This window comes from Burkholderia sp. BCC1640 (genome assembly GCF_902833125.1).
Taxonomy (GTDB): Bacteria; Pseudomonadota; Gammaproteobacteria; order Burkholderiales; family Burkholderiaceae; genus Burkholderia; species Burkholderia diffusa.
In genome coordinates this window covers 121764-147091 of the sequence record NZ_CADFEF010000019.1, presented here as the reverse complement: position 1 = coordinate 147091, position 25328 = coordinate 121764, and the positions used below count along the sequence as shown (strand labels likewise).

23 protein-coding genes are annotated in these 25328 nt (G+C 66.3%); 4 read left to right on the top strand and 19 right to left on the bottom strand.

What is annotated here, in order from left to right; translation table 11 throughout:
* Positions 1 to 97: 97 nt before the first annotated feature.
* Positions 98 to 1654: a DHA2 family efflux MFS transporter permease subunit gene (locus tag HWX25_RS21280; RefSeq protein ID WP_175910290.1), complete on the top strand. Its 1557-nt coding sequence runs from the start codon at positions 98 to 100 to the stop codon at positions 1652 to 1654.
* On the opposite strand, the gene HWX25_RS21275 is transcribed toward HWX25_RS21280, so the two are convergent.
* The 6 genes from HWX25_RS21275 to HWX25_RS21250 form a co-directional block, all read right to left on the bottom strand.
* Positions 1648 to 1881 (bottom strand): hypothetical protein, encoded by a 234-nt coding sequence (locus HWX25_RS21275; RefSeq protein WP_175910288.1) that lies wholly within the window; start codon positions 1879 to 1881, stop codon positions 1648 to 1650. The genes HWX25_RS21280 and HWX25_RS21275 overlap by 7 nt on opposite strands.
* Before the next feature lie 394 nt (positions 1882 to 2275).
* Positions 2276 to 3280, bottom strand: coding sequence for a VTT domain-containing protein (locus HWX25_RS21270; RefSeq protein WP_175910286.1), 1005 nt, complete (start codon positions 3278 to 3280; stop codon positions 2276 to 2278).
* A 175-nt stretch (positions 3281 to 3455) separates the two neighbouring features.
* Positions 3456 to 4727, bottom strand: coding sequence for a patatin-like phospholipase family protein (locus tag HWX25_RS21265; protein WP_244135281.1), 1272 nt, complete (start codon positions 4725 to 4727; stop codon positions 3456 to 3458).
* A 10-nt stretch (positions 4728 to 4737) separates the two neighbouring features.
* Positions 4738 to 5520 (bottom strand): 3-hydroxybutyrate dehydrogenase, encoded by a 783-nt coding sequence (locus HWX25_RS21260; RefSeq protein WP_175910284.1) that lies wholly within the window; start codon positions 5518 to 5520, stop codon positions 4738 to 4740.
* Positions 5521 to 5535: 15 nt separating this feature from the next.
* Positions 5536 to 6315: an acetoacetate decarboxylase gene (locus tag HWX25_RS21255; protein ID WP_175910282.1), complete on the bottom strand. Its 780-nt coding sequence runs from the start codon at positions 6313 to 6315 to the stop codon at positions 5536 to 5538.
* 294 nt (positions 6316 to 6609) lie between these two features.
* Positions 6610 to 7611 carry a bestrophin family ion channel gene (locus HWX25_RS21250; protein WP_175910280.1) on the bottom strand — a complete coding sequence of 334 codons (1002 nt, stop codon included), beginning with the start codon at positions 7609 to 7611 and terminating at the stop codon, positions 6610 to 6612.
* Positions 7612 to 7840: 229 nt separating this feature from the next.
* Here HWX25_RS21250 and HWX25_RS21245 point away from each other — a divergent pair, with 229 nt between their 5' ends.
* Positions 7841 to 9049 carry an NAD(P)/FAD-dependent oxidoreductase gene (locus HWX25_RS21245; protein ID WP_175910278.1) on the top strand — a complete coding sequence of 403 codons (1209 nt, stop codon included), beginning with the start codon at positions 7841 to 7843 and terminating at the stop codon, positions 9047 to 9049.
* Between the two features lie 97 nt (positions 9050 to 9146).
* Here the strand turns inward: HWX25_RS21245 and HWX25_RS21240 are convergent, their stop codons facing one another.
* Both HWX25_RS21240 and HWX25_RS21235 read right to left on the bottom strand, forming a co-directional pair.
* Positions 9147 to 9647, bottom strand: a complete 501-nt coding sequence (locus HWX25_RS21240; RefSeq protein ID WP_175910277.1) for an Ohr family peroxiredoxin — start codon at positions 9645 to 9647, stop codon at positions 9147 to 9149.
* A 337-nt stretch (positions 9648 to 9984) separates the two neighbouring features.
* Positions 9985 to 11505, bottom strand: a complete 1521-nt coding sequence (locus tag HWX25_RS21235) for a PLP-dependent aminotransferase family protein (protein WP_175910276.1) — start codon at positions 11503 to 11505, stop codon at positions 9985 to 9987.
* Between the two features lie 194 nt (positions 11506 to 11699).
* Here HWX25_RS21235 and HWX25_RS21230 point away from each other — a divergent pair, with 194 nt between their 5' ends.
* Both HWX25_RS21230 and HWX25_RS21225 read left to right on the top strand, forming a co-directional pair.
* Positions 11700 to 12443 carry an SDR family oxidoreductase gene (locus HWX25_RS21230; protein WP_175910275.1) on the top strand — a complete coding sequence of 248 codons (744 nt, stop codon included), beginning with the start codon at positions 11700 to 11702 and terminating at the stop codon, positions 12441 to 12443.
* A gap of 84 nt (positions 12444 to 12527) precedes the next feature.
* Positions 12528 to 13574 carry a LysR family transcriptional regulator gene (locus tag HWX25_RS21225; RefSeq protein WP_175910274.1) on the top strand — a complete coding sequence of 349 codons (1047 nt, stop codon included), beginning with the start codon at positions 12528 to 12530 and terminating at the stop codon, positions 13572 to 13574.
* Here the strand turns inward: HWX25_RS21225 and HWX25_RS21220 are convergent.
* The 11 genes from HWX25_RS21220 to HWX25_RS21170 all read right to left on the bottom strand — a co-directional run bounded on the left by HWX25_RS21220 (position 13519) and on the right by HWX25_RS21170 (position 24872).
* Positions 13519 to 14454, bottom strand: a complete 936-nt coding sequence (locus HWX25_RS21220) for a LysR substrate-binding domain-containing protein (RefSeq protein WP_244135280.1) — start codon at positions 14452 to 14454, stop codon at positions 13519 to 13521. The genes HWX25_RS21225 and HWX25_RS21220 overlap by 56 nt on opposite strands.
* A gap of 40 nt (positions 14455 to 14494) precedes the next feature.
* The gene (locus tag HWX25_RS21215) at positions 14495 to 15220 is read right to left on the bottom strand and encodes an amino acid ABC transporter ATP-binding protein (RefSeq protein ID WP_175910273.1); all 726 of its coding nucleotides are present in this window, start codon (positions 15218 to 15220) and stop codon (positions 14495 to 14497) included.
* 40 nt (positions 15221 to 15260) lie between these two features.
* Entirely contained in the window at positions 15261 to 15917 is a 657-nt protein-coding gene (locus HWX25_RS21210) for an amino acid ABC transporter permease (RefSeq protein WP_175910272.1), read from the bottom strand.
* Positions 15914 to 16678, bottom strand: a complete 765-nt coding sequence (locus HWX25_RS21205; protein ID WP_175910271.1) for an amino acid ABC transporter permease — start codon at positions 16676 to 16678, stop codon at positions 15914 to 15916. The genes HWX25_RS21210 and HWX25_RS21205 overlap by 4 nt, the downstream gene beginning before the upstream one ends.
* Before the next feature lie 43 nt (positions 16679 to 16721).
* Positions 16722 to 17540, bottom strand: coding sequence for a transporter substrate-binding domain-containing protein (locus HWX25_RS21200; RefSeq protein WP_175910270.1), 819 nt, complete (start codon positions 17538 to 17540; stop codon positions 16722 to 16724).
* Between the two features lie 40 nt (positions 17541 to 17580).
* Entirely contained in the window at positions 17581 to 18654 is a 1074-nt protein-coding gene (locus HWX25_RS21195) for an ABC transporter ATP-binding protein (protein ID WP_175910269.1), read from the bottom strand.
* Between the two features lie 40 nt (positions 18655 to 18694).
* On the bottom strand, positions 18695 to 19537 hold the full coding sequence (locus tag HWX25_RS21190; RefSeq protein ID WP_175910267.1) for an ABC transporter permease: 843 nt from the start codon (positions 19535 to 19537) through the stop codon (positions 18695 to 18697).
* Positions 19534 to 20457: an ABC transporter permease gene (locus HWX25_RS21185; protein WP_175910265.1), complete on the bottom strand. Its 924-nt coding sequence runs from the start codon at positions 20455 to 20457 to the stop codon at positions 19534 to 19536. The genes HWX25_RS21190 and HWX25_RS21185 overlap by 4 nt, the downstream gene beginning before the upstream one ends.
* Positions 20458 to 20461: 4 nt before the next feature.
* The gene (locus HWX25_RS21180) at positions 20462 to 21559 is read right to left on the bottom strand and encodes an extracellular solute-binding protein (protein WP_175910263.1); all 1098 of its coding nucleotides are present in this window, start codon (positions 21557 to 21559) and stop codon (positions 20462 to 20464) included.
* A 149-nt stretch (positions 21560 to 21708) separates the two neighbouring features.
* Positions 21709 to 23181: an aldehyde dehydrogenase family protein gene (locus HWX25_RS21175; RefSeq protein ID WP_175910261.1), complete on the bottom strand. Its 1473-nt coding sequence runs from the start codon at positions 23179 to 23181 to the stop codon at positions 21709 to 21711.
* The gene (locus tag HWX25_RS21170) at positions 23178 to 24872 is read right to left on the bottom strand and encodes a 5-guanidino-2-oxopentanoate decarboxylase (RefSeq protein ID WP_208456481.1); all 1695 of its coding nucleotides are present in this window, start codon (positions 24870 to 24872) and stop codon (positions 23178 to 23180) included. The genes HWX25_RS21175 and HWX25_RS21170 overlap by 4 nt, the downstream gene beginning before the upstream one ends.
* Positions 24873 to 25328 lie beyond the last annotated feature (456 nt).

Genomic DNA, 25328 nt, shown 5'->3' with positions numbered 1-25328 from the left:
GGCCGGGATACGCATGGCAGTCGCGTTCCGGTCGATTCAATCATCCGACTGGCCGGAACGATGCGCCGGCGCGGTCGACCTTCGGAGTATGAGCAAAATGAATTCCTCGACTCAACCTGCGCCGCCGCCGCTCACGGGTGGAAAGCTGGTGCTGGCGACGCTTGCCGTCGCGCTCGCGACGTTCATGAACGTGCTCGATTCGTCGATTGCCAACGTGGCGATTCCGACCATCTCCGGAAACCTCGGCGTGTCCGTCGACGAAGGCACGTGGGTGATCACGCTGTTCTCGGCGGCCAATGCCGTTGCGATTCCGCTGACCGGATGGCTCACGCAGCGCGTCGGGCAGATCAGGTTGTTCGTGGCGGCGATCGTGCTGTTCGTTCTGTCGTCGTGGCTATGCGGCATCGCGCCGAACCTGCTCGTGTTGCTCGCCGCGCGCGTGTTGCAGGGCGCCGTCGCGGGGCCGCTGATTCCGCTTTCGCAGGCGATCCTGCTGGGCTCGTATCCGAAGGAGAAAAGCTCGACCGCGCTCGCGCTCTGGTCGATGACCGCGACGGTCGGCCCGATCGCCGGTCCCGCGCTCGGCGGCTGGATCACCGACAGCTACAGTTGGTCGTGGATCTTCTACATCAACATTCCGGTCGGCCTGTTCGCGGCCGGCGTGACGTGGATGATCTATCGCGACCGCGAGACGCAGGTGCGCAAGCTGCCCATCGACAAGGTCGGCCTGATGTCGCTGGTCGTATGGGTCGCGACGCTGCAGATCATGCTCGACAAAGGCAAGGATCTCGACTGGTTCAGCTCGCCCGTGATCTGCTCGCTCGCCGTGATCGCCGCCGTCAGCTTCGTGTTCTTCCTGATCTGGGAGCTCACCGAGCGGAACCCGATCGTCGACGTTCGCCTGTTCGCGGTGCGCAATTTCCGCGGCGGCACGATCGCGATCTCGGTCGCGTACGCGGTGTTCTTCTCGAACCTCGTGATCCTGCCGCAATGGATTCAGGGTTATCTCGGCTATCGATCGGTGGACGCCGGGCTCGTGACGGCACCGCTCGGGATCTTCGCCGTGCTGATGGCACCGTTGATGGCGAAGATCATGCCGAAGTCCGATGCGCGGGTGCTCGCGACGCTGGCCTTCGTCGGCTTTGCGGGCGTGTTCTTCATGCGCTCGCATTACACGACGGGCGTCGACCCGTATACGCTGGTGCTGCCGACCCTGCTACAAGGCATTCCGATGGCGCTCTTCTTCACGCCGCTGACCGCGATCATTCTGTCGGGCCTCGCGCCCGACCGGATTCCGGCGGCCGCCGGGCTGTCGAACTTCGTGCGCGTGTTCGCGGGCGGCGTCGGCACCTCGCTGATCGCGACGGGATGGAATGACCGGACGATCCTGCATCACGCGCGGCTCGCCGAGCAATCGAGCGTGAACAACCCCGCTTACACGAGTGCCGTCGCGCAGCTCCAGGCGACCCTCGGCGGCGGTGTCGACCAGGCTGCGGCGTTTTTCGAACGCACGCTGAATGCACAGGCCGCGATGCTCGCGCTGAACGACATCTTCTGGTTGTCGTCGATCATCTTCATCGTCATCATTCCGCTGGTCTGGCTCACCCGGCCGGGCAAGGGCGGGGGCGCCGGGATCGCGGCAGGCGGTCACTGAACGAGGCCGCCGGAATCGCGCGGCGACGATCGCTCGGTTGCCGCCGCACCGGGATGCGCCAAATCCGTGTGGATCAATGTCGGCATGGTGTCCGTCAAAATGATGGACACCATGCAGTCGCGTTCTGCGGATCGGTCGGGTCGTTGCAGGAAGCGGCCGTGCCTTGCGTCAAACGCTTCGTCAAACTGATCAAGCCGTTCGGGGCCAACCAGTGCCTCTATCGTCACGGAAATGCGTTTGATGGCGTACCAAGCCTGCCGACGTCGAACTTCCGTTACGCCGATCTCACTGACCGTGTCGGGGAAAGTGCCCGCCAGGCGCGCAGCGGCGGAACGGACGCTTTACCCGTTACATGAACGACAGCGCGTCATGCCCTCAGGTTCGAGACAAGTGATGCAGTCGGCGCATGGCGCAACTGTCGCCGAGTGCGTCGTGTCAGGTCCGCCGAGGATGTGACCGGGAAGAAGAGGAGCGAGGCGCGCGATGTCGATGTCCGGCACTCGCTGCGCGAGCCGATGGAGGCGTCATTGAGGTGTTGACCGTCGCAAATCGAATCGGCGGCCCGACAGGCCGCCGACGGTGCGATACCCCGCTGCCCGGGAATCCGGGCGCGCCACTGCGTCAATACGTGAAGGCTTTCCGTTCTTCCGGGCCGATCGCCGTGTCGTTCATCGCGACCATCGGCACCACGTCGAAGCCCGCGATGCGCCATGCATCGATACCGCCGGTGAGCGGCAACGCGAGCTTGACGCCGGACAGCCGCAGCTGCCTGGCCACCGACACGGCAGATGTTTCGTGCGGGCACGCGCAATAGATGACGAGTGTCCGGTTCGTGCCGTAACGTTCCATGATCTGGCGGGGCTTGCGTTCATCGCCGATCACCGCGCCCGGAATGACGAACGGATCGAGCATTCTTCGTTCGGCGGAACGGATATCGATCACGGCCGGTCGCGGATTGTTCGCGAGCAGCGCATGCAGTTCCGCGGCGCTGATCCGCGCTTTACCGAGTGCGCTTGCCAGCATGCGCCGGCGGCAATATCCGTACACGAAATACAGTGGCGGTGCGATGCCGATCACGATGAGCACATGCCAGCCGAGACGGGCGACGAGCGCGAAGAACGCGTCGATCTGCGACGCGAACAGCGTGCCGACGGCCAGTCCGATCGATGCCCACAGCGCGATGCCGACGCAATCGTGCAAGACAAAGGCGCGCAACCTGACGGCCATCGCGCCGCAAAGCGGAACGGCCACGAGCGACAGGCCGGGTACGAACCGCGCGACCACGAGCACGCGAACGCCCCAGCGGCCGAAAAAGCGCTCGGTCGTCCGAACGCACGCGTCGCGCGACGGCGTCAGTTTGCAGACGGTGTGAAGCGTGCGCTTGCCGTAGCGCTTTCCGCCCTGGTACCAGATCAGGTCGCCAAGCAGGCCGCCAACCACGGCGGCGGCCAGTATCGTCGAGAAATGCAGCAGCGCCGACGACGCGACATGGGTCACGAGCGCGATACCCGCGCCCACCGTGATCAAGGTCGGAATGGCAGGCAGCGGCAGGCCGAGCGACGACCCGAGCACGTTCAGGAATACGACCAACGTGCCGTACCGCGCGATCATTTCATGCGACATCATGGTGCTCTCCTTGAGACGAGCGCACGCGCGATCTCGACGATCGGTCATGGCTCCGACGGAAGCGGTCCTGCAAGCGCGGTACCGCGAGTCGGGAGCGGCACCGGCGGGGCGCCGGTCACGCGTCGCCGGCCCGCGGCCGACCGCCTGGCTCACCCGCGGCTGGCGTCGATACGGGTTACCCGACGACGGACGATTCCTTCTCCGGTGGCAGTGGTTCCACGGGAGAGGCATGCTTGCCGAGGCTGCCGGCTTCGTCGACGTCGTGCCGATAGCGGTGCACGTCCCGCGTGACGAAGCCGGTTTCCCGGCTCGGAATCTCGAACCACTCCGGGTGTCCGAACGAACGGCGAATGTCCTCGAGACCGCTCGCCCAATGCTCCCGCATCGTGTCCTTGCTGAACTCGTAGTCCTTGTAGTGCCCCTCGAACGCCTTGTTCTTGTAGATCAGGTGCACCACGTTCACGGCGCTGCCGTCCGCCGTCTTCTGCGCTTCCCGCAGCAGCGGGTGGGCAAGCCGCACGTGTTCGGGAATATGTTCGAGCAGCGCCTTGATCATCTGCGCATGCTTCTGGTTCTGCGACATGAACGCCGTGATCGCGCGCGTGCGGCTCGAATACTGAATGTCCTTGGTGCGTTCGCTGACATCGAGGAAGTCGCCCGGCAACTTGCCGCGCGAGCTCCACAGATCGAGCTGGAAGACGAGCGTGTCCTTGTGCTGGCTTTCGCGGATGATCTCGGTGAGCGGCGTATTGGAAACGAGGCCGCCGTCCCAGTAGAACTCGCCATCGATTTCGACGGCCGGAAAACCCGGCGGCAGCGCGCCGGACGCGATGAAATGTTCCGGCGCGAGGCGCATTTTCGTATTGTCGAAATAGACGAGATTGCCCGTTCGCACGTTGACCGCGCCGACGGATACGCGAATGTTCCCGTCGTTGATGCGGTCGAAATTGGCGTACCGCAGGAGCGTTTCGCGCAACGCCGACGTGTCGTAATAGCTGACCTGGTCGGGACGCTTCCCGCCGAACCCGGCGAAAGGCACGTGCATGCGCGGCGAGAAGAATCCCTCCTGGCCTTCCATCAGCGTGCGCGTGGCGGCCCATGCGCTCGACCACCGTCGCCCCACGTCGGCCAGCCCGGGCCATGCCGACATGCACGCGCCGACGTGAGCGAGCGGATCGCCCGGCTGACTGATGGTGTTCCAGAAGCCGCGGAGCGCGTCCGTGCGGTCCGCCGGCGCGTTGCCGGCGATGATCGCCGTATTCAGCGCACCGATCGATACGCCGGCGATCCGCGTCGGCTCCACGCCGACTTCGGCCATGCCTTCATATACGCCGGCCTGATATGAGCCGAGTGCACCGCCACCCTGCAGCACGAGCCCGATTTCGTCATACGCGGGCAGCTTGATGCGGTGGGGCTGCTTCAGCTTGTTACGCTGGCTCGAATACATGGTGCCCTCCTTATTGCATGAACCAGCCGTGGCTGACGACGATCGATTGTCCGGTGAGCGCGTTCGACTCGAAGCCGGCCAGGAACGCAACCGTGTGCGCGACATCGGCGGCCGACGTGAATTCGCCGTCGACGGTCTCCCGTAACATCACGTCCCTGACGACCTGCTGTTCGGAGATGCCCAGCGCCTTCGCCTGCTCGGGAATCTGCTTGTCGACCAGCGGCGTCCTGACGAAGCCCGGGCACACGACATTGGCGCGTACGCCGCGCGGCCCACCTTCCTTCGCGACGACGCGCGCAAGCCCGAGCAACCCGTGCTTCGCGGTCACGTAGGCGGACTTCAGCGGCGAGGCTTCGTGCGAATGCACCGAGCCCATGTAGATCACCGTGCCGCCCTTGTTCGACGCGTACATGTGCCCGATGGCGGCACGCGTCGTCAGGAATGCCCCGTCCAGGTGAATGGCCAGCATCTTCTTCCAGTCGGAAAATGCGTAGTCCTCGATCCGGTTGACGATCTGGATGCCCGCGTTCGACACGAGCACGTCGATGCCGCCCAGCCGGTTCACCGTTTCGGCCATGCCGGCTTCGACGGCTTCCTCGCTGGTGACGTCCATCGCGATCGCCAATGCCTTGCCGCCGGCCGCGACGATATCGTCCGCAACCTTGCGGGCGGCCGCGAGGTTCAGATCGGCGATCACGACGGTCGCGCCGTCCGCCGCAAGCTTGCGTGCGCACAGGTCGCCGATACCGCTTGCCGCGCCCGTCACGAGCGCGATCTTGTCATTCAGTGCCATACGTCCTCCTGATGTTTACTGGTTGACCGCGAGCTTCAGCGACGCGGCGGGGGCGAGGTAGTCGTGGGCCACTTCGCCGATATCGAGCGTGAGATGCGCGATGACGTGGCGCGCGCCGATCACCTTGCGAACCGGCAGGTCGGCAACCGACGCGAGCGCATGCGGATGCAGTTCGAGCGCGGCGGGTCCCTCCCATGCGCCGATCACGTCGACATCGCGCAGGAAGAATCGCACCAGCTCGCAGATGCGCGCGGAGCCGTCGACGTGCGGAATGACCTTGAGCAGATAGTTGGGCGTGTCGGCGAGCTTGCGGCGCTCGGCTTCCGTGTCGAGTGCGCGGTACTTGTAACCCATCGTTCCTGTGGCGATGCGCTGCGTGCCGTAGTCGAGCGTGCCGAGCAGCGTGTCCTTGCCGTCGACGTAGAGCCGCGGCGACGCCAGTTTCTTGGGAAATCCCCAGATTTCCCGTCCGGCGGCGATCGGGCCTTCGTCGTCGAGGTACATCGCATGCGTGAAATTGGCGCGAGCGCCGTCCTCGTCCAGAACGGAGATCACCTGGCCGCTTTCGGTGTAGTCACCGAATCCCGACGAATCAGGCATCCGAATGAACTCGTAGTGGACGACGGCCTGGTCGACCGTCAGCGGTTCCGGGACGACGGCCCGGAGGGCGTCCATGTCCGTCTCGTACGAGATGATGAAGTACTCCCGATTGACGAAGCGGAAGGGCGGACGCGGATACGCCGGGTTGTGCACGGGCATCGTAAACGCTTTGTTGCGGATATCTTCTTCTGTCACGGATCGTTCCTCGGTTGGTGAGGTGCCGGGTCACACCATGGCAACAGCCCTGGCTGCGCGGCCAATGACGCGCGACGACGCAACGCGGCGCAGACGGCCGCGCGGGTCGCACGTTGCTCTTGCGGTGTCGTGTCCGTTTCCCGGAAGGGAGCGGACATGCATGCACGGCCACCGTCAGCGCCAAGCGTAGGTGATGTGCTCGTGCGGCAGTAGCGTCGCGAAGGACCTCATCATGTTGTCTCGGCGACAACAATCGACGAACGGAGGGTGGCGCGACAAGAGGCGCCTGACGCGTTACAACGCGATGATCGTGCGGCTCGACGGGTCGCGCGCGTGTTCTCCGAGCATCGCTTTCAGATCGCGTTCGATCGTGCTGCACAGCGTTGAAATGGGCACGTCGTTGGCGCCGCCTTCGAACGGGTTCTCGGTGCTTTCGCCAACCTGCTCGAGCGAGGTGTACATCCAGGAAACGGCGACGCTGCACGGCACGACCAGCCAGACCATGTTGCCGTGCATGAAACCGCTCACGCTGTCGTTCAACCGGTTGAATTCGTTCAGAAGGCCGAACGGAAGTGACAGGCAGAAGAACCGGACGAACAGGGCGCTGACGGTCGCGTACTGACGCGGGTAGGGAAAGTTCTTGAAGCGTTCCGATCTTGCCTGAAGATCGATGAAGTCGCCGACGGTCTTCTGAAGCTCCATGTAGAAGTTCGAATTCAGATGGCCGGCCATGTGAAGCGTCCTGAGCGAAGTGCCCTGCAGGCTCAGCACGAACGTCGCGATGCAAGGCGACGAGAGCGCCTGCTCCGTTTCGGTCGAGGAGAGGTACTTCGGCAACAATTCCCTGATGTCCTTTTCCCATTCCGGAACGCGATAGAACCGGCGGTACTCCGCGTTGTAGCGTTTGCTCGTGCTTTCCCAGACGCGCGGGCGACGCAGGTCATAGCGCAGCGCGGTCAGCCACGCCAGGTGGCGATCGACGAGTTTTCGGGCGATCTCGTCATCGGTGACGAAGTCGCGGGCGAGTTGGCCCCAGCGACGGCTCTTGCTCAGGATATCCGTCCAGATTTCGAGCGCGTCCATCGCGCGGTTGTAGGTTTGAACGTTCTTGAAGCCGACGATGAACGAGGTCGCGGTGCCGAGCAGAACCACGATCGTCAGGGGGATCGACAGCCACGTAACGGAGAAGAACTTGTACAGGACAACCGGAACGGAACCGAAAATGAGCAGCTCGTAAATTTTCCAGCGCGTCCAGATCAGAAACTCCGACAGTTTGTACGATTTCCCCATGTGCATTTTATTTGCCTCATCGTTGATTCAGGTGGGTGACGAAGACGGCGTTCAAGTCGCGTGCGATCGTTCGTCGACATCATGCCTGCGATCGATTCGTGCGGCGCGTGATGGATTGGTGCCGAAGCGGCAACATCGTGAGCACGACTGCGGATCTACTGCGCAATGCCGTGTCGACCTAGGATGATTTCGCGTGGCGAGTTGCCGCCATCGACATCAACCGAGGGCAATGATCATGTCGCAGAAGATCCTGATAGTGGGTGCCGGTTTCGCCGGCGTGTGGGGCGCGCTGGGTGCGGCGCGCGTGCTGGATGGTGCCGGCGTGACGAGCGGCGACGTCGAGATCACGTTGATCTCCCCGAAACCGGAACTACAGATCCGGCCGCGGCTGTACGAAAGCGAGCCGCAGCGGATGGCCGCGCCGCTGTTGCCGCTGCTCGATGCGGTCGGCGTGAGGTTTCTCGAAGGTAGCGTCGAGGAGATTTCCGTCCGCGAGAAGACGGTCAGTGTCGCGTGCGGCAACGGCCAGCGACGTCTGCTCGCGTATGACAGGCTGTTGTTGACGAGCGGCAGCAGGTTGAGCAAACCGCCGGTGCCGGGGCTCGCGGAACACGCGTTCTCGGTCGATCGCATCGAGGACGCCGTCGCGCTCGACGAACACTTCGCGGCGCTCGCGAAACTGCCGGAATCGCCGGCACGCAATACGGTCGCGGTGGTCGGCTGCGGTTTCACGGGTATCGAGGTCGCCACCGAGTTGCCGAAGCGCTTGCGCGAGTGGTTCGGCCCGCAGACGACGGGGCGTGTCGTCGTGATCGGCGCGCAGGACGACATCGGTCCCGATCTCGGCCCCAATCCTCGACCGTATGTCGCGGAAGCATTCGCGTCGCTGGGCGTCGAGGCCGTGCTCGGATCGCGCGTCGTGTCGGTCGCGGCCGACGGCGTTCGTACCGCGTCGGGCACGCACATCGAGGCCATGACCGTAATCTGGGCGGGCGGAATGCAGGCGAGCCCGCTGACGTCGCAGGTCTCCTCGCATCTGGACCCGCTCGGGCGCGTCGAAGTCGCACCGGATCTTCGCGTGGCGGAAGCGCCGCACGTATTCGTCGCGGGAGACGTGGCGCGCGCGCGCAGCGACGATGAAGGGCACTATGCGCTGATGTCGTGCCAGCACGCGATCGTGATGGGGCAATTCGGCGGGCACAACGTCGCGGCGGATCTGATCGGCGTGCCGACGCTGGAATATCGGCAGCCGTTCTATGCGACATGCGTCGACCTGGGCGACTGGGGTGCCGTGTACTCGGAAGGCTGGGATCGGCAGATCAAACTGACGCGTGCCGAAGGAAAGGCGCGCAAGCAGATGATCAACACGCAATGGATCTATCCGCCGGCACCGAATCGGGCCGAGGCGCTGGCGGCCGGTAACCCGCAGGCATCGCTCGATTGACCGGTTGCCCCCGCGCGTATCGCGAGATGCGCGGCGGGGGGGCGGCGCGCCGTTCCGGCAACGGACGACGCGCTGCCGCCGCACGACGAGCGCCAGGTCAGTCGACGACGGTCACGATATTGACGGTGCCTTGCCGGGCCATCTTCGCGTACGGGCACAAGCGTTCCGCGGTTCGAACCATTTCTTCCGCGAGGTTTCGATCGACGCCCGGCATCCGTACCCGGACGTCAACGAGCAACGCATAGCCGCCATCCATGGGATCGCGGCCGAACGAAACCTGCACCTCCACGGTGGTGTCGGGCGTTTCCATATCGGCGCGTTTCTCGAGCAGATTGAGCGCGCCGTGGAAGCACGCGGCGAAGCCTGCCGCGAACAACTGCTCCGGATTGGTCCCGTTGCCTGGCCCGCCAAACTCGGTGGGCAGGCGCAAGTCGACGGCGAGATTTCCGTCATCCGAGCGGACCACGCCGGATGCGCGGCCATGGCCCGTCTCGCCGCCGGACACGGTGACGGTCGTGGTGTAAAGCGGTTGAAAATCCCGGCCTCGGTACCTGTCGAGGAGGGAAAGCGGCGGGGCTTGCAGCTTGTTGTCATCCATGATGCATGCTCGAATTCAGCGGCACGCTCCGACCCTCGGTCATTCGGGCGTCGAAACGTCTTGCGAAGGGGCTGGGCTGCGTATTCAGGGAATGACGGGCGCGGCGGATTGTCTGAGGAATGCGGCAATCTTCCGGTGCAGCCCGGTTCCCGGTTCGTCTACGGGAGAAAGACGCTTCCATGCTAGAGGCGCGCACAGGATGGCGGTACGGCCGTTCCGGGCGATTGTATGTTTCCCGTTGGACACCAATCCGGAACGTGCCGTGAATTTCAACGAGGCGCCCGGCGGCAGCGGTTGCCGGCACGCATGGTCGCACGCGATTGGTGCACGCCGCGCGTCAGCGGCCCAGGCACGCGCGCAGCGTTTGGGCGTGACGTTGTGCTTCGTCCGCGTCGGCGATGTTCGCGAACCCGATGATGAGGCCGCGCGGCGTTTGCTGCGTGTGGCTGTTCGTATACCAGATCGACAGCGGCAGGACCGCGAGCCCGGCTTCGCGGGCGCGCGCGGCGACGGCGACGTCGTCGACCGGCCCGTCGGGCCCCGCCGTGAACCGCACTGCGAACTGGATGCCGCCCGGCGGCAACTCGACGATCAGCCGCTCGCCGAATGCCTGCCGTAATGCGTGCACGATCAGCGTGCGGCGCTCGCCGTACAGCGTGCGCATGCGCTTCAGGTGCCGGGCGAAGTGGCCCTGCTCGATGAAATCGGCCAGGGCTGCCTGCAGGAGCGCCGGCGAGCCGGCGTTCATGCTGCAGGCCACGCGTTCGACGCGCTCCACCGCACGCTCCGGCACGACCGCGTACGCGAGCCGCAAGCCGGGATACATCGCCTTGCTGAAGGTACTGCAATAGATCACGTGATCGCGCCGGTCGAGACTCTTCAGCGCCTGCAGCGGGCGGCCCAGATAGCGGAACTCGCTGTCGTAGTCGTCCTCGACGATCCACCCCGACGTCTTTTCGGCCCAGTCCAGCAGGGCGACGCGGCGGGACAGCGACAGCGTATGCCCGAGCGGGCTCTGATGCGACGGCGTCACGAGCGCGAAGCGCGCGTGCGCGTCCAGTTGCAGGCCGCGCCCGACGTCGATTCCCTCGGCATCCACCGGCACCGGGACGAGCTGCACGCCGGTCTCGGACAGGAAGCTGCGTGCGAGCAGATAGCCGGGGTCCTCGAACCACACGCGATCGTTCGGACGCGCGAGGCTGCGCAGCACGAGTTCCAGCGTGGCGCGGTAGCCGCTGGTGATGAACACCTGTTCCGGCACGCAGGTGACGCCGCGCGACAGCCCCAGATAGGTGGCGATGTGCTCGCGCAGCGGCCGGTAACCGGCCGGATTCGGGTAGCCCAGCAGCGCGCGATCGCCGCTGCGCGCGCGCAGCGACACGAGGCGGTGCCAGACCTTGCGCGGAAAGGCGTCGAGGGCGGGGACCCCGGGCTGCAACGGGCGCGGCTCGCCGCTCATCGCGACGGCGATCGGTTGCGCGCGCCGTGGAAGCGGGTTGTCGCGCGACGTGCCCGGCGCTTGAAGCACGCCGGCGTTGTTCACGTGCGCTGCCGATTCATCGTCATGCGCGGGCGTTGCCCGCGGCAGCGATTTCGGCAGCGACGGCGAGACGAACGTGCCTGCCGCGCCGCGCATTTGCAGATATCCCTCGTCGACCAGGATCGTGTATGCCTGTTCGACGGTGCCGCGCGCCGTGTTCAGTTGCGTCGCCAGACCGCGCAGCGCCGGCACGCGATCGCCGGGACGCAGGTGGCCCGCGGCGATCGCGGTTCTGAACCGCTCGCAGATCTGCAGGTAGATCGGCAATTGATGCTGCCGGTCGATTTCGATGGTCAGTGTGGAGGGTTGCGCAGACATGAAGGCCTCGTGGGTGACGGAACAGGCACGGCATGGACCAGTCCGATCGACGATTCTTGGCACTGCTGGATAGGACATGATTCTTCCACAATTGCGCCACGCGATGCGACGGTCATCACCGCCTTTCACCGGATCCGGTACTCGTCATGTCCCCCTCGCATTCACATGAAATCCATTCGTCAGGAGATTTTGCGATGAAGATCGTTGTCATCGGCGGTTCGGGCCTGATCGGCTCGCGTGTCGTCACGCTGCTCGAGGAAGCGGGCCACCAGGCGCTGGCTGCATCGCCGCGCACGGGCGTCAATACCATCACGGGCGAGGGCTTGACCGACGCGTTGACGGACGCGGACGTCGTCGTGGACGTGGCGAACGCACCGTCATGGGAACCGCAGGCGGTGCTGGACTTCTTCCGCACATCGGCGCGTAATCTCGGCAAGGCCGAAGTGGCTGCAGGCGTGCGCCATCACGTCGCGCTGTCGATCGTCGGCTGCGACCGGATGCCGGAGAACGGCTATTTCGCGGCCAAGGTGGCGCAGGAGCAGGCGATCGAGGCGGCGGGCGTGCCGTACACGATCGTGCGCGCGACGCAATTCATGGAATTCATCGGCGGCATCGCGGATTTCGGCACCGAAGACGGCACCGTGCACATCGGCGACGGACTGTTCCAGCCGATCGCCGCAGAAGACGTGTCGGCACTCGTCGCGCAGGCCGCGCTCGCCGGGCCGCAGAACGGCACGATCGAGATCGCGGGCCCGGATCGTGCGCCGTTCGCGGAGATCGTCGCGCGCTACCTGAAGTCGGTCGGCGATACGCGCGCGGTGGTGACCGATCGCGACGCCCGTTACTACGGCGGCCGCGTCGAGGAAACGTCGCTGGTGCCGCTCGGGGCCGCGCGGCTCGGCCGCATCGGTCTCGACCAGTGGCTGGCAAGACGCTGATTCACGTTCGCATGTATGCGGTACGCCGGCGCAGGCCGGCGACGAATCAGTCCGTTTGAGCAGCATTGTCTGGGGGCAGCGGAAATGAATCATTCGGAACCATCGGAACACGGCGCGCGTCGCGACCTGGCCAGTCGCGCCGATGCACTGTCGGCGAGCTTCGGCGCGAGCTATGCAGGCATCCTTGCATTCGTCGCCGTGGCGAGCGAGGGGAGTTTCACCAAGGCTGCGGAACTGCTCGGCGTCGGGCGGCCGGCCGTGAGCCGGAACGTCCAGAAGCTGGAGGCGCAGTTGAGCACGCGGCTGTTCCAGCGGACCACGCGCACGACCGAGCTGACGTGCGAGGGCCGGCGCTTCTTCGAGAATTGCCATCAGGGCGTAGCGCAGATCGTCGAAGCCATGAACGACATGCTGGAATTGCGGCAGGGGCCGCCGCGCGGCCTCATCCGCATCAGCTCGGCAGTGGGATTCGGCAGGAAGATCGTGGCGCCGCTCCTGGAAAAGTTCGCGCACGCGTATCCGGACATCATCATCGATCTGCTGCTCGACGACCGGCCCGTCGATCTGGTGTCCGAACGGATCGACGTGTCGTTCCGGAACGGACGCATCGAGGACTCCAGCATCATCGCCCGGCAATTGATTCCGATGCAGATGGCGCTGTGCGCGGCGCCGTCGTATGTGGCGAAGCACGGCCTTCCGCAGAGCGTCGACGACCTCGACAGGCACGAGTGCATCAATTTCCGGTTTGCGAGCGGGCGCCTGTTCGAATGGGAGTTCAACGTGGACGGCCGCGTGCAGAAGTACCTGCCGGCGTCGCGCCTCACCTTCAACGATGCGGATCTGGTGTTGCGTTCGGTGCTGAACGGATCGGGCATCGCGCAGTTGGCGGGCTACCAGATTCGCGACCATCTCGCGTCGAACGAACTCGTCGTCGCGCTGGCGAAGCATGTGCCGGAGGATCGCGGCCACTACATCTGCTATCTGAGCCGGCAGCACCTTCCGACGCGCATCCGGATCTTCGTCGACTTCATGACCGAGCAGATTCGCGCGCTCGATCTGAACTGCATGACGCGGTTCAATCCGGAAGTGCCGCTGTTGGCGTCGGCCGCGTCGCCGGGGCTGGCGGCTTGATGCAACGCCACGCGCGTTCGTCGGCGATCCAGTCGCCGAACAGCTGGATCTTCTGTTGTTGCTCGGTCCCGCCCGGATACACGAAGTAATAGCCCATCCCCGTCGGCAACGAGATGTCGAACGGCATCACGAGCCGGTGCGCCACCACGCTCTCGTCCACCAGCGTCCTGTCGCCGATCGCGATGCCGTAACCGTCGATCGCCGCGTGTGTCGCGAGATCCAGCGTCTCGAAGCTCAACCCGCGAGTCGAGTCGACGTACGGCGCGCCCGCATGGTCGAGCCACCGTTTCCAGTCGCGGTGATCGCGCGTCGGATGCAGCAGCGTATGACGGGCCAGGTCGTCGAGGCTCGCGATCGGCTGCCGGTCCAGCAGGCTCGGGGCACAGACCGGCGTGAGCCGCTCCTCGAACAACGGGATCGCGTGCATGTCGGGACCGGCGCCGGGGGCGTAGATCACCGCGGCGTCGAACGGTTCCATGCGGAAATCGACGTGATGCTCCCAGGTGGTCGTGATCTGCACCTGGAGTTCGGGATGCTCGGCCTGGAACCGCATGATTCGCGGCAGCATCCACTGCATCATGCAGGTCGGCACCTTCAGCGCGAGCTCGGTGCGCCTGCGCAAAAGGCGCATCGATACTTCCTCGATGCGCGCGAAACTCTCGCGTACCGTCGGCAACAGGAGTTCGCCCTCGGCCGTCAGCGTCAGCCCCTTGGGCGTGCGCTTGAACAGCGGAAACTGATAGAAGCTTTCGAGCGCGAGGATTTGCCGGCTTACGGCGCCCTGGGTCAGGCACAGGTGCCCGGCGGCGCGCGTGAAGCTGCCGTGACGGGCGACGACGTCGAAGACCTGCAGCGCATTGAGGGAGGGAAGTCGTTTCATCGGGAGAATCGGCGTGGAACGGGCGGCGACGCGGTATCGCTCAGTGCAGGATTTTCGCGAGGAAGTCCTTCGCGCGATCCGACTTCGGATTCGAGAAGAAATCGTCCTTGCGGTCGTCCTCGACGATCGCGCCCTTGTCCATGAAGATCACGCGATGGGCGACCTTCTTCGCGAAGCCCATTTCGTGCGTGACGACCATCATCGTCATGCCTTCCTGCGCGAGCTCGACCATCACGTCGAGCACTTCGTTGATCATTTCCGGATCGAGCGCGGACGTCGGTTCGTCGAACAGCATCGCGATCGGGTCCATCGACAGTGCGCGCGCGATCGCGACCCGCTGCTGCTGGCCGCCCGACAACTGGCCCGGAAACTTGTGCGCATGCGCCTTCAGGCCGACGCGATCGAGCAGCTTCATGCCCTTCTCGGTCGCATCGTCCTTGCCGCGGCCGAGTACCTTGATCTGCGCGAGCGTCAGGTTCTCGGTGATCGACAGATGCGGAAACAGCTCGAAATGCTGGAACACCATCCCGACCTTCGAGCGCAGCTTCGACAGGTTCGTCTTCCTGTCGCCGACCGACTGGTCGTTCACGAGGATTTCGCCCTGCTGGAACGGCTCGAGGCCGTTCACGGTCTTGATCAGCGTCGACTTGCCCGAGCCCGACGGGCCGCACACTACGACCACCTCGCCTTTCTTCACCTCGGTCGTGCAATCGGCGAGGACCTGAAACTGGCCGTACCACTTCGAAACGTTGCTGATGGAAATCATGAAAGTACCTGCATCGAATTGAGGCGCGCACGGCGCCGGTTCAGCGCGCCTTCGCGATGCGATGGCGCTGCTCGAGCGCGCGGGCATACCACGTCAGCGGGAAGCACATGGCGAAGTAGAGCAGCGCGACCATCGCGTAGATCGGAAACGGCTTGAATACCGCGTTGGTGATGATGTTGCCGGTCTTGGTCAGTTCGGTCAGCCCGATGATCGACGTGAGCGCGGTGCTCTTCACCGCCTGCACGAGGAAACCGACCGTCGGCGCAAGCGCGATCTTCCACGCCTGCGGCCACACCACGTAGCGCAGCCGCTGCACCCATGTCATGCCGAGGCTCGCCGCCGCGTGCCACTGGCCGTGCGGCACCGCGTCGACGCAGCCGCGCCAGATGTCGGCCAGATAGGCGCTTGCGTTCAGCGTCAGCACGACCGACGCAGCGACCCAGGGTGTCACGTCAATGCCGACGAGCGGCAATCCGAAGAAGCCGAGGAACAGTTGCATCAGCAACGGCGTGCCCTGAAACAGCTCGACGTACAGGATCACGAAGCGTCGCAGCGCCGGCATGGGCGAGATGCGCATCGCCAGAAGCGCGAACCCGGCGACGCTGCCGCCGCCGAACGTAATCAGCGACAGCAACACGGTCCAGCGCGCGGCGAGCAGCAGGTTCCATGCAATATCCTGGAAAGTGAATTCGATCATCGCGCACGTTCCGTCGGCAGGTGGGTATCAGGGGAGCGGGCGCGCCACGCGAGGCGGGCAACCCGGGTGCGGCGCGGCGCGGCGGCCGCGCCGTGCGGCGCGCGGCCGGAGAACAGCCGTCGGCCGACGCGATTGAGCAGCATGCGCAGCGCGATCGACAGCAGCAGATAGATCGCGGTCACGACGATGTAGATCTCGAACGCGCGGAAATTGCGCGACTGGATGAAGTTGGCCGCGTAGGTCAGGTCGGGCACCGAGATCTGCGACACCACAGCCGAACCGAGCATCACGATCAGTACCTGCCCGAGCAGCGCGGGGTACACGTTCGCGAGCGCCTGCGGCAGCACGACGTGGCCGAACACCTGCCGGCCGTGCAGCCCGAGCGCACGCGCGGCCTGCACTTGCCCGTGCGGCACCGATTCGATCCCGGCGCGCAGGATCTCGACCGCATAGGCGCCGAGGTTGATCGTCATCGCGAGCACGGCCGCCTGCGCTTCGTCGATGTGTACACCGATCCCGGGCAGCCCGAAGAAGATGAAGAACAACTGGACCAGGAACGGCGTATTGCGGATCAGCTCGACGTAGGACGCGACGAGCGCGCGCGCCCAGCGCGGGCCGGCGAGCGCGGCCCACGCGCCGGCGGTGCCGATCAGGCCGCCCAGCACGGTCGCGGCCGCGGTCAGGCCAAGCGTCACGCCGATGCCGCGCGCGAGCATGTCGGCGTAGAGGCCGAAATCGCTGAAGTCGAACACGTAAGTCATCGCGATGCCTTTGGTCGGGAATGCGGGGCGGAGGCGGTGCGCATCACAGATCGGTCGGCAGTGCCGCGTGCAGCCACTTCTGCGACAAGGTGTTCAGCGTGCCGTTCTTCTTCGCGCCGGCGATCGCGTCGTTGACCTTTTGCATCAGGCGCGGCTCGTTCTTGTTCAGGCCGACGTGGTCGGGCGAGCTGAACAGCGAGAACTTCTGTTCGGGATCGATCGACGGATGGCGCGCGATGATCGTCGCGCCGACGTCGTTGCCCACCACCAGCAGCTGCGCCTGTCCCGACAGGAACGCCGCGATCGCGCCGTTCGGATCGTCGAAGCGCTTGATCGTCGCGCTGGGCGGCGCGACCTTGCTGACGCTCAGGTCCTCCAGCGTGCCGCGCGCGACTGCGACCGATTTGCCGGCGAGATCGGCGTTGCCCTTCACGGCGAGCGACTTCGGGCCGAACACGGCGAGGTAGTACGGCGCATACGCGTTCGAGAAGTCGATGACCTTCGCGCGCTCCGGCGTCTGCCCGACCGACAGCAGCATGTCGGTCTTGCGGTCGGCGAGATATGCCATCCGGTTGTCGCCGGTGACCTGCACGAGTTCGACCTTCGCGTTGAGCGCCCGGCCGATCAGGTTCGCCATGTCAATGTCATAGCCTTGCGGCTTCATGTCGGGCCCGATCGAACCGAACGGCGGGTAGTCCTCGAACACGCCGATGCGGACGACGCCCGATTTCGCGATCGTGTCGAGCGCGTCGGCATGCGCGAGCGGCGCGAAGGCGGCCAGGCCGGTGGCGCAGGCGCAGAGGAGGGCGGTACGGGCGAGCAGGCGTCGCACGAGGCGGTTGGCTTGGGTCGATGCGTTCATGGTGAGATCCTTGTTGCTGCGCTGGGGAAGAAACGGAAAGTCAGGCGCCGCGAGCGGCGATCAGCTTGCATGCGTGTGCGGGCAGTTCGGCGGCAACCGGCATGCCGACGTGCAGGTCGGGTGTCTCGCGCGGCGTGGTCGCGGCCGTCAGCGTGAAGCCGCGGCAGTCGATCGTCGCTTCGATCGACGCGCCGACGTCGCGTACGAACGTGATCGTGCCGGCCAGCGTGTTCGGACCGCGCGGCGCTGTCGAGTCCGGGCGCACGCAGACGTCCTCGGGACGAATCAGCAGGCGCACGGCGTCGGTCGCGCGTGGCGGGTTCGGCGCGCGCTCGATCGCGAGCCGCTGCCCGCCCGGCAGGACGATCGCGTCGTCGCCGTCGCGCGCGACCGGCAGGATGTTGCCGAGGCCGATGAAGTCGGCGACGAATTCGTTGACCGGATCGCGATAGATGTCGAGCGGCCGACCGACCTGCTGGATCCGGCCTTTCTCCATCACGACGATCTCGTCGGCCATCGTCATCGCTTCGCGCTGGTCGTGCGTGACCATGATCGTCGTGATGCCGAGCCGTTGCTGGAGCAGCCGGATCTCGACCTGCATCGCCTCGCGCAGCTTCGCGTCGAGTGCCGACAACGGCTCGTCGAGCAGCAGCAGACGCGGCGACGATGCGATCGCGCGTGCAATCGCGACGCGCTGGCGCTGCCCGCCCGACAGCTGCGTGACGAGCCGGTCGGCCATGTGCGGAAGCTGGATCAGCTCCAGCAGCTCGGCGACGCGTTGCGCCTGCGCGGCCCTGGCCGTCTTGCGCAGCCGCAGCGGATACTCGATGTTCTGCGCGACCGTCATGTGCGGAAATAGCGCGAGCGACTGGAACACCATTCCGAAATCGCGCCGGTTGGCGGGCACGTGCGTGAGGTCGCGGCCGGCGAACGTCAGGGTGCCTGAAGTCGGCGTTTCGAGGCCGGCGATGATCCGCATCAGCGTGGTCTTGCCGCAGCCGGACGGGCCGAGAAAGCAGACGAGCTTGCCGTCGGGCACCGACAGGTCGACGTGATCGACCGCATACGCTTGCTGAAAGCGCTTGGTCACGTTCTGGAGGATGAGCTGGGTCATGTGGGTTCCTTGCACGGGCGAGGGCGGGGCCGCGCGCGCATCAAAGCGCGACGCCCTTGTCGCCGACGAGTTTTTCGAGCATCCAGATCAGCGCGAAGTCGATCGCGACCGTGAACACGGCGAAGCAGAACACGGTCGGGTCGAGCGACGACACGGTGCGGCTGTAGAGCCAGACCGGCAGCGTCATCGTGTCGATGCTGTACAGGAAGAACGTCACCGTGAATTCGTTGAACGACACGATGAACGCGAACAGCATCCCCGCGAGAATGCCGGGCCGCATCAGCGGCAGCACGACGTCGACGAGCGCGCGACGCGGGCTCGCGCCCATCACGCACGCGGCTTCCTCGAAGTCGGGGCCGATCGACGCAACCGAGGCGGCGCAGTTCTTCACGGTGAACGGCAGCGTCAGGATCACGTGCGCGACCACGAGCCGCGCGATGCCGAGCTCGACCGGCAGTGCGTTGAACACGATCAGCAGGGCGAGCCCGAGCATCACCAGCGGATAGACGATCGGCAACGCGACGAGCTGCTCGACGAGCGTCTTGCCGCGGAAGCGGCAGCGCGACAGCGCATACGCCGCGGGTACCGACACGGCGGTCGCGATCAGCATCGTCGCGACCGCGACGACGAGGCTCGTCGTCAACGCGGCGCCCATCGACTGCGCGCTGCCCGCATCGGACGACACGAACGTCTGCCATGCGGCGCGATACCAGTGCAGGCTGACATCGCGCGGCGGGAATTCGAGCGTGCCCGATGCGCCGAACGACATCGTGATCATCGTCAGGATGGGCAGCGCGGCGAGGAACAACACGAGCGTCGCGAGCGCACCGGTCGCGCGTCCGAGGCGGCCGGGCATAGGCGCGCGCAAGAGCAGGGTATTCATCGGTTGACCTCGCCGGCATGTTGCAGGGTGCGCACGAGGCGCTGGGAAACCGCCATCACGACGAGCGTCGCGGCCATCAGCACGACGCCCGATGCCGACGCGGCGGGCCAGTTGAGCAACGGCGCGACCTGGTCGTGTACGAGCACCGCGAGCATCGGCACGCGTCGACCGCCGAGCAGCAGCGGCACCGCGAATGCGCTGGCGTTGTACGCGAACACGAGCAGCGCGCCGGAGACGAGGCCGGGCATCGCGAGCGGCAACGTCACGTGCCGCAGCGTCTGCCAGCGGCTCGCACCGAGCGTCGCGGCGGCTTCGTCGTACGCGCGTGACACCGCGCGCAGCGCGCTCGACAGCGGCAGCACCGCGAGCGGGAACGCGGTCTGGATCAGCCCAAGCAGCACGCCGTGCTCGCGGTACAGCAGTTGGAGCGGCCGATCGAGCACGCCGGCGGCCAGCAGCGCGCGATTGATCAAGCCGGCCGGACCGAGCATCACGAGCCAGCCGTAGCCTTGCAGCAGCAGGTTCACGAGCAGCGGCAGCAAGACGCCGGCGAGCATCAGCCGACGCGCGAGCCGCGATTCGGTGCGCGCCATCGCGAGCGCGACCGGGATCGCGAGCAGCACCGCGCACACCATGCTCTGGAATGCGAGGCGCAGCGTGAGCCACATCGACGTCGCGAAGTACGGGTCCGCGAGGTCGATGTAGTTCTGCAGCGTGAAGGTCCGCCATTCGTCGCCGGACACGCCGACGCTCATTCGCAACACCGTGAGCGTCGCGGCGGCGAGCACCGCGAGGAACGCGAGGATCGGCGCGAGCAGCAGCCAGGGCGGCACGCCGGGCAGCGCATGCCCGGCGTTCGACCCGGCATCGGCCGGTGCGGCGGCCGGCGCCGTATCGCGGGGGGAGGACAGGGAGGCCATGTCGTTACGCCGAGAAGAGGCCCGTGTAGCGCTTGATCCATGCCGGCTGGACGATCGCGAGCGCCTTGTCGTCGTGCAGCACGGCTTTCTCAGCGATCTGCTGCGGCGACGGCACGAACGCGCGGCTCTCCGCGGGAATCACGGCCTTCGCGTTCACGGACCCGTTGAGCACGTCGGCCGCCATCCGGCCCTGCACGCCCGCATCGAGCGAATGGTTGATGAACGCGTGGATCAGGTCGAGGTCGCCCGGGTGCGCCTTCGGGATCACGGTGAACATCAGTTGCGTCGCGAAGCCTTCCTTCATCCCGTACGTCACGCCCATCTTGTAGTCGGGCTTGCGGATCTGGTCCGGGAAGAACGCGGGCGAATAGATGCCGCCGATGTCGAGCGAACCGGTGCGGAACAGGTCGGCGACCTGGTTCGGGTTTTCACCGAGGGTCATCACGCGATCCTTGAGCTGCGCGAGCTTCCTGAACCCCGGATCGATGTTCTGCTGCGAACCGCCCGCCAGCTTCGCGGCGATGATCGCGAGGTCGACCGCTTCGGCCCACTCCGGCGGCGGCAGGAACAGGCGGCCCGCATACTTTGGATCCCACAACGCCTCGTAGCTCGACGGCGCGCTCTTCACGGTCGCCGTGTTGTAGATCAATCCGTCCGACCACAGCAGGTAGCCGATGCCGAAGCCGTTCGCGCCCGTGCGGTACTGCGGCGCGACGTCCTTCAGGTTCGGCAGCCGGTTCAGGTCCGGCTTCGCGAGCAGGCCCGCGTCGGCGAGTCCGGCCGCGCCGACGCCCGCGAGCGTGATGACGTCGTAGGTCGGCCGCTCGCCGGCGGCCTTGACCTTTGCGACCATGCCCGACGTGCCGTCCGCGCGATCGGCGATCACGCGTGCGCCCGTCTGCTTGCTGAAGGTTTCCGCGATGTTGCGCAGCGCGGCCGCGCCGGTATCGTCGGACCAGGTGAGCAGGCGCAGCGTCTTGCCGGCGAAACGGTTCGATTGTGCATTCGCAGTACTGATGAATGGCATCGGAATGGCGGATGCGGCGAGTGCCGTGCCGAGGGTTTTGATCACCTGCCTTCTGCCCGCCTTGAAGTGTTGCATGGCCGTCTCCTGATGAACGATGTCGTGTGGTTCGATGCCGGTCGCCGAACTGCGGCGCGGGGTGTGGATGAACTGTAGGGAGGTCAAATTTCCGCAACAAACGAAATATCCGCATGCGCGGCATGACATAAACGCATGGGCCGGCGCCCTTAGCCGGCCGGCGTCATGACCTGCTTGATCTCCTGAAATGCGGCCAGCCCGAACGGGCCGAGCTCGCGCCCGAGGCTGCTGCGCTTGTAGCCGCCCCATGAGGTTTGCGGATAGATCAGTTGTGGCGTGTTGATCCAGACGACGCCCGCCTCGAGCGCGTTGGCGACCCGCCTGCCGCGCGCCGCATCGCGCGTGACGACGGTCGCGACGAGGCCGTATACGGTATCGTTGGCGGCCGCGATCGCGTCGTCCTCGGTGTCGAATGCGCGGACGCACAGCACCGGTCCGAAAATCTCGTCGCGCCATAGCGCGCAGTCGGCCGGCACGTCGGCGAACAGCGCGGGCCGGATGAAGTAGCCGGGGCCGGCGAGCGCGTCGCCGCCCGCAACGAGCCGCGCGCCGTCTGCACGGCCTTGTGCGATGTGGCGCTTCACGCGTTCGTATTGGGCGCGATTCGTCAGCGGGCCCATCTGTACGCCGGGCGCGAACGGGGGGCCGACCACGGTCGTCTCGATCCGTCGAGCGAGGCGTGCGATCAGGTCGTCGGCGAGCGGGGCGGCAACGAGCACGCGCGAGGTCGCCGAACACATTTGACCGGCGTTGAACAGGCCGCCGCCCGCGATCAGTTCGACGGCGTGATCGAGATCGGCGTCGTCGAATACGACGATCGACGACTTGCCGCCGAGTTCGAGACCGACGCCCTTGATCGTGTCCGCGGCCGTCTTCATGACCTGCGTGCCGACCGCAGTGCTGCCGGTAAACGACACCTTCGCGACGAGCGGATGCGCGCACAGCGGGGCGCCGACGTCGTGGCCGGTGCCCGTCACGACGTTCAGCACGCCGGGCGGCAGGCCCGCTTCGGCAATGATCGCGGCGAGTTCGAGCTCTGGCAGTGGCGTGATCTCGGACGGCTTCAGCACGACGGTGCAGCCGGCGGCGAGCGCGGGCGCGAGCTTCCACGCGGTCGTCACCATCGGGAAATTCCACGGCACGATCAGCGCGGCGACGCCGGCCGGTTCGCGCCGGATCCATGCGCGATGGTCTCCGCCCGGCAGCGCGATCTCGGTTTCGCCGTCGGTGTCGAGGCGTTCCGCGAGGCCCGCGTAGTAGTCGAAGGTGGCGATCACGTCCGCGACGTCGATCTCGGCCTCGGCGAACGGCTTGCCGTTGTTGATCGACTGCAGTGTCGCGAGCCGTGTGCGGCGTGCATCGACGCCACGCGCGATCGCGCGGAGCAGGGCCGCGCGCGCGGCACCCGTCGTGCGTTTCCAGCCGGGAAACGCGCGCGATGCGGCCTGCACGGCACGCTCGACGTCGGCTTCGCCGCCCGCGCTGACGTCGGCGATGACCGCTTCCGTCGACGGGTCGACGACGGGCAGCGTCGCGCCGCTGAAGCTCGTGCGCCACGTACCGTCGATGAAGTGGCGCGTATGCAGCGGCGGATTGAACGCGAGATCCGGAATCGTGCTCATCGCTGCACCTGATCGAACCAGGTTGCCTCGTCGATTTCGATCACGGTCGGAATCGTGCGTGCCGTCGCGTCGCGCAGCGCTTCGGCCAGTGCGCCGGGTGTCGCGGCCGTGAGCGCCGCGCAGCCGAAGCCGCGTGCAAGTGCCTGGAAATCGGGCGTATACGGATCGACGCCCACCGGCGTGATGTCGCGCGCGACCATGTATTTGCGGATCTCGCCGTAGCCGCGGTTGTTCCAGACGATCACGATCACCGGCACACGGGCCTCGACCGCGCTCGCGAGTTCCGGCAGCGTGAACTGCAGGCCACCGTCGCCGATCAGGCACACGACCGGCTGCGCAGGCGCGGCGAGCTTCGCGCCGATCGCGGCGGGCAGCCCGTAGCCGAGCGTGCCGTAGCCGGTCGACGAGTTGAACCAACTGCGAGGCGCCGGCGCATCGTGCGTGAAATTGCCGACATAGACGGGGCTCGTCGAATCGCCGGCGATGATCGCGCCGGGCAGCGCCATGACGATGGTGTCGATCAGCAGCGCCTGGGCACGCGCGGCGTCGTCGTGGCCGGACGCGATCGCCGCGCGCACGGCGGCCACCCGCGACGCGCCCCAGCCGGGCTCGGGTGCCGGCGCCGGCCGTTCGTGCAGGCGGGTCGACAGCGCGCCGAGCGCAAGCCGCGCATCGCCGGCGATGGCGATTTCCGCGCGCGCATTGCGCATCAACTGTTGCGCGTCGATGTCGATGCGGATCAGCCGGCCGTCGATCGCGAAGCCGCCGTCGAACGTGACGTCGTAATCCGTTTCGCCGAGTTCGGTGCCGACGGCGAGCACCACGTCGGCGTCGCCGATCGCCGCGCGCGTGGCCGGCAGCGACTGCGTGGAGCCGATCAGCAACGGGTGGCCGGCCGGCAGCAGGCCCTTCGCGTTGATCGTCAGCGCGACGGGCGCGTGCAGGCGCTCGGCGAGTTCGCGCAGTTCCGCCGCGGCGTGGATCGCGCCGCCGCCGGCCAGTATCAGCGGCCGGCGGGCGTGCGCGAGCAGGTCGGCGGCTGCGGCAAGGGCGTTGGCGTCCGGAGCCGGGCGCGCGGGCAGCGCGAGCGGAGCGGCGGGCAACGCGGGCGCCGGCATCACGATCACGTCGAGCGGGATCTCGATATGCACGGGCCGCGGTCGCGCGCTTTCGAAAACCGCGAATGCGCGCGCGAGGACCTGCGGCAGGTCGGCCGCGTCGAGCAGCGTGTGCGAGAACGCGGTGAGCCCCGCGAACACGTCGCGCTGCGACGGCAGCTCGTGCAGGCGGCCGTCGCCGCTGCCGAGCTCGCGCCGCGCGTTGACGCTCGAGATCACCAGCATCGGAATCGAATCCGCGTAGGCCTGTGCCATCGCGGTCGCGATGTTGGTCATCCCCGGCCCGGTGATGATGAAGCAGACTCCCGGCCGGCCCGTGACGCGGGCATAGCCGTCGGCCATGAATCCGGCCCCCTGTTCGTGGCGCGGCGTCACGTGACGGATCGACGAGGCGGCAAGGCCGCGATACAGCTCGACGGTATGCACGCCGGGAATGCCGAACACGCATTCGACGCCTTGGCGTTCGAGCAGATCGACGAGCGCCTCGCCGCAGGTGCGGGGGCGGGCATGGAACGGTGCCGCCGTGGCCGCGCGGGCCTCGGCGATGCAGGAGACGGGGGCTGGATGGTTCATGGATCGTGGCGTGCCGATTGGGAGGGGGAGTGGCCCATACCGCAAGCAAGGGGCATGAAGCGGATTGTCGGTGTCGATCGGCGCTGCCAACAATCGATAAGTTCTCATGCGGCGCATGAGCGCCGTGCATGGCGGAGAGGTTGCTTGCCGCGGCCACGATCGGTATCGCGACGAACCGGTTCAATGGCACGGTTGCCGTATCGTTTCGCGCGGCGTGAAGCAGGAAGGTACATCGCAGGGGCGTCGACGTCGTCTCCGAGGACGTGCGCTCCCGCTGTCAGGACTGAATTCCGCTACCGCTTTTTTGCATCGCTCGCTTCGGTCGCTTCAATACGCGGACCCGATGCGAAGCCAGGCCCGCGTACCGCCGATTCGATCGGTCATGCGTCCGCGCGGATGTCCGGAGCGGCCGAACCGGACCCGCCACCGGCATGCCCGGCCCGGCCTGCAAGCGAG

Coding starts and splice junctions, on each gene's coding strand:
- HWX25_RS21170 (WP_208456481.1), bottom strand. CDS start 24,872: ATGAACCATCCAGCCCCCGTCTCCTGCATCGCCGAGGCCCGCGCGGCC.
- HWX25_RS21195 (WP_175910269.1), bottom strand. CDS start 18,654: ATGACCCAGCTCATCCTCCAGAACGTGACCAAGCGCTTTCAGCAAGCG.
- HWX25_RS21175 (WP_175910261.1), bottom strand. CDS start 23,181: ATGAGCACGATTCCGGATCTCGCGTTCAATCCGCCGCTGCATACGCGC.
- HWX25_RS21240 (WP_175910277.1), bottom strand. CDS start 9,647: ATGGATGACAACAAGCTGCAAGCCCCGCCGCTTTCCCTCCTCGACAGG.
- HWX25_RS21200 (WP_175910270.1), bottom strand. CDS start 17,540: ATGAACGCATCGACCCAAGCCAACCGCCTCGTGCGACGCCTGCTCGCC.
- HWX25_RS21190 (WP_175910267.1), bottom strand. CDS start 19,537: ATGAATACCCTGCTCTTGCGCGCGCCTATGCCCGGCCGCCTCGGACGC.
- HWX25_RS21180 (WP_175910263.1), bottom strand. CDS start 21,559: ATGCAACACTTCAAGGCGGGCAGAAGGCAGGTGATCAAAACCCTCGGC.
- HWX25_RS21245 (WP_175910278.1), top strand. CDS start 7,841: ATGTCGCAGAAGATCCTGATAGTGGGTGCCGGTTTCGCCGGCGTGTGG.
- HWX25_RS21210 (WP_175910272.1), bottom strand. CDS start 15,917: ATGATCGAATTCACTTTCCAGGATATTGCATGGAACCTGCTGCTCGCC.
- HWX25_RS21235 (WP_175910276.1), bottom strand. CDS start 11,505: ATGTCTGCGCAACCCTCCACACTGACCATCGAAATCGACCGGCAGCAT.
- HWX25_RS21185 (WP_175910265.1), bottom strand. CDS start 20,457: ATGGCCTCCCTGTCCTCCCCCCGCGATACGGCGCCGGCCGCCGCACCG.
- HWX25_RS21250 (WP_175910280.1), bottom strand. CDS start 7,611: ATGCACATGGGGAAATCGTACAAACTGTCGGAGTTTCTGATCTGGACG.
- HWX25_RS21260 (WP_175910284.1), bottom strand. CDS start 5,520: ATGGCACTGAATGACAAGATCGCGCTCGTGACGGGCGCGGCAAGCGGT.
- HWX25_RS21215 (WP_175910273.1), bottom strand. CDS start 15,220: ATGATTTCCATCAGCAACGTTTCGAAGTGGTACGGCCAGTTTCAGGTC.
- HWX25_RS21230 (WP_175910275.1), top strand. CDS start 11,700: ATGAAGATCGTTGTCATCGGCGGTTCGGGCCTGATCGGCTCGCGTGTC.
- HWX25_RS21205 (WP_175910271.1), bottom strand. CDS start 16,678: ATGACTTACGTGTTCGACTTCAGCGATTTCGGCCTCTACGCCGACATG.
- HWX25_RS21225 (WP_175910274.1), top strand. CDS start 12,528: ATGAATCATTCGGAACCATCGGAACACGGCGCGCGTCGCGACCTGGCC.
- HWX25_RS21270 (WP_175910286.1), bottom strand. CDS start 3,280: ATGATGTCGCATGAAATGATCGCGCGGTACGGCACGTTGGTCGTATTC.
- HWX25_RS21265 (WP_244135281.1), bottom strand. CDS start 4,727: ATGTATTCGAGCCAGCGTAACAAGCTGAAGCAGCCCCACCGCATCAAG.
- HWX25_RS21220 (WP_244135280.1), bottom strand. CDS start 14,454: ATGAAACGACTTCCCTCCCTCAATGCGCTGCAGGTCTTCGACGTCGTC.
- HWX25_RS21280 (WP_175910290.1), top strand. CDS start 98: ATGAATTCCTCGACTCAACCTGCGCCGCCGCCGCTCACGGGTGGAAAG.